Source organism: Bacillus cereus group sp. N21 (assembly GCF_016483395.1).
Taxonomy (GTDB): Bacteria; Bacillota; Bacilli; order Bacillales; family Bacillaceae_G; genus Bacillus_A; species Bacillus_A pseudomycoides.
In genome coordinates this window covers 1-1661 of sequence record NZ_JAEHBX010000181.1, presented here as the reverse complement: position 1 = coordinate 1661, position 1661 = coordinate 1, and the positions used below count along the sequence as shown (strand labels likewise).

The window sequence follows — 1661 nt, the reverse complement described above, 5'->3', positions numbered from 1 at the left end:
CAGGAATGCGCTCAACATATGGGCGTACTTCCTAAAACGATTCACTTCTATAAAACACCAGCATATCAAAGGAGATTAGCAAAGAGGAAGAAGGCTAGAAATTACTTAACTGTTACGGAACTTGAGGAGGATTAATAGAAAAATTTCATTTTGTAGAAAAGGATGTGCAGTTTGAAATCTGAAGAAGTTAAACAGCTTATAACTGATCTAGAACGGAGAAAATCAGGTTTAAAACGAATCCACTATGGCTTTTCAAGAATCCATAGTGAGGACTATCGTGATGGTGTTAATAATCAAATAGGTATCTTGGACCAGGTACTTATGAAATTGAATTGGATAATGAGGGATGAAAGTAATTAGTATAAAAATTTCATTTTGTAGAGAAATGAGTTGAAACAATGATTGAAAGATGGTTTATCGAAACACTTTGTTGGATTCTTGGCGGTCATAGATGGTGGCCGGAAGATTCATTTTATAGCAAATGTATGGGATGCGGAAAAAAGGAAATGAACGAATGGTGGGTTTAAAATATTATTTTGCAGAAAAGGGGAATGGATATGAAATACTTTGAGTTTAATAAACAAGAATACTGGGCGTTAGTTGCAGCGGAAACGTTAGAAAAGGCTTATGAAGTATACGCGGAGGAAGTAGCTTATGATTCAGTTGAAGAAGTGAAGGAAGCGGGAGCGCCGAAAGAAATATATAGAATTGGAGCGTTAAAAAAATACACGGAAGTGGTTTTAAAAGAAAATGATAGTGTTTCTAATGAAAGTATACGAAAGACGTTCGATTCTTTAAAAAACACAACAATTTTAATAACTTCAGAATTAGCATAAAAAAGCAGCTAGCAAAAGAAAGGGGAATGGATATGCGGATGTATAGATGGAGAGCTACATTAACAGCTGGTGGAGAGTATGAGCGTTTAAAAAAACTTAAAGAGCGTAACCGAAAACGTAAATTGCACCGTAATTTCACTATAGAATGTCAAGAAAGTTCAACAGTATGGATAGGTTGGATGTGTTCGATATGGTTCGCTGAAAGAGCTAAAAAAAGAAGTAAGAGACGGAAAGCAAAAAGAGCAGCTAGCAAAAGCTAACTGCTCAGCCCTTAGGGGAAAGGGGAAAAGAGATTGGGAACTACAGTTTTGGATTATAGCTGTTTATCAGCCTACTTACAGTATTGACGAAATACTGAGTTTTATTCAGGGGCTTATAATCTACAAATTATTTTATGATAGTCGTTATTTCCCATACTGCCCAGAAAAGAACTAAAAATTCTAGTGAAATCCAAAGCGCTTTTTTCTCAGGTTTTTGAAATTCTTTTATTAAATAAAAAACAGCACTAATTGCTATAAGAATGAAAAGAACGATTTCTATCATATCTGGCATTTTAATCACTCCTAATTATAAATTAAATTCATTATATAACGAATTTTAAATATTTAAATGATTAGCAATGAGAATTAAGCAAAATTTAAACAAAATAATCCTTTTAATAGAAAGTGAGGAAATAACAATGGCATTAGGAAACCGAGGAATGGCATTTGAGATGCTTATCAATCTATCAAATGAAATGTACCAAAGGGAGGGAGTGGCGCTTATAAACAAGCGTCCGACTCCTGTGAAGGTGTTAAAAAGTAGAGGGAGCCAAGTAACAAACGG

5 protein-coding genes are annotated in these 1661 nt (G+C 34.4%); 4 read left to right on the top strand and 1 reads right to left on the bottom strand.

Features of this window, described 5'->3' with window-relative positions; all coding sequences use genetic code 11:
* Nucleotides 1-398: 398 nt before the first annotated feature.
* The 3 genes from JDS96_RS32945 to JDS96_RS30325 are packed head-to-tail and all read left to right on the top strand — an operon-like array spanning nucleotide 399 to nucleotide 1096.
* Entirely contained in the window at nucleotides 399-527 is a 129-nt protein-coding gene (locus tag JDS96_RS32945) for a hypothetical protein (protein ID WP_274605981.1), read from the top strand.
* Nucleotides 528-557: 30 nt separating this feature from the next.
* A complete protein-coding gene (locus JDS96_RS30330; protein ID WP_199669076.1) occupies nucleotides 558-836 on the top strand; it encodes a hypothetical protein in 279 nt (92 codons plus the stop codon).
* 32 nt (nucleotides 837-868) lie between these two features.
* A complete protein-coding gene (locus JDS96_RS30325; protein WP_199669075.1) occupies nucleotides 869-1096 on the top strand; it encodes a hypothetical protein in 228 nt (75 codons plus the stop codon).
* A 127-nt stretch (nucleotides 1097-1223) separates the two neighbouring features.
* Here the strand turns inward: JDS96_RS30325 and JDS96_RS30320 are convergent, their stop codons facing one another.
* A complete protein-coding gene (locus JDS96_RS30320; RefSeq protein WP_199669074.1) occupies nucleotides 1224-1388 on the bottom strand; it encodes a hypothetical protein in 165 nt (54 codons plus the stop codon).
* Nucleotides 1389-1515: 127 nt separating this feature from the next.
* Here JDS96_RS30320 and JDS96_RS30315 point away from each other — a divergent pair.
* Nucleotides 1516-1661, top strand: a 146-nt coding sequence (locus JDS96_RS30315; protein ID WP_199669073.1) for a Holliday junction resolvase RecU, incomplete at its 3' end; no start/stop codon positions are given.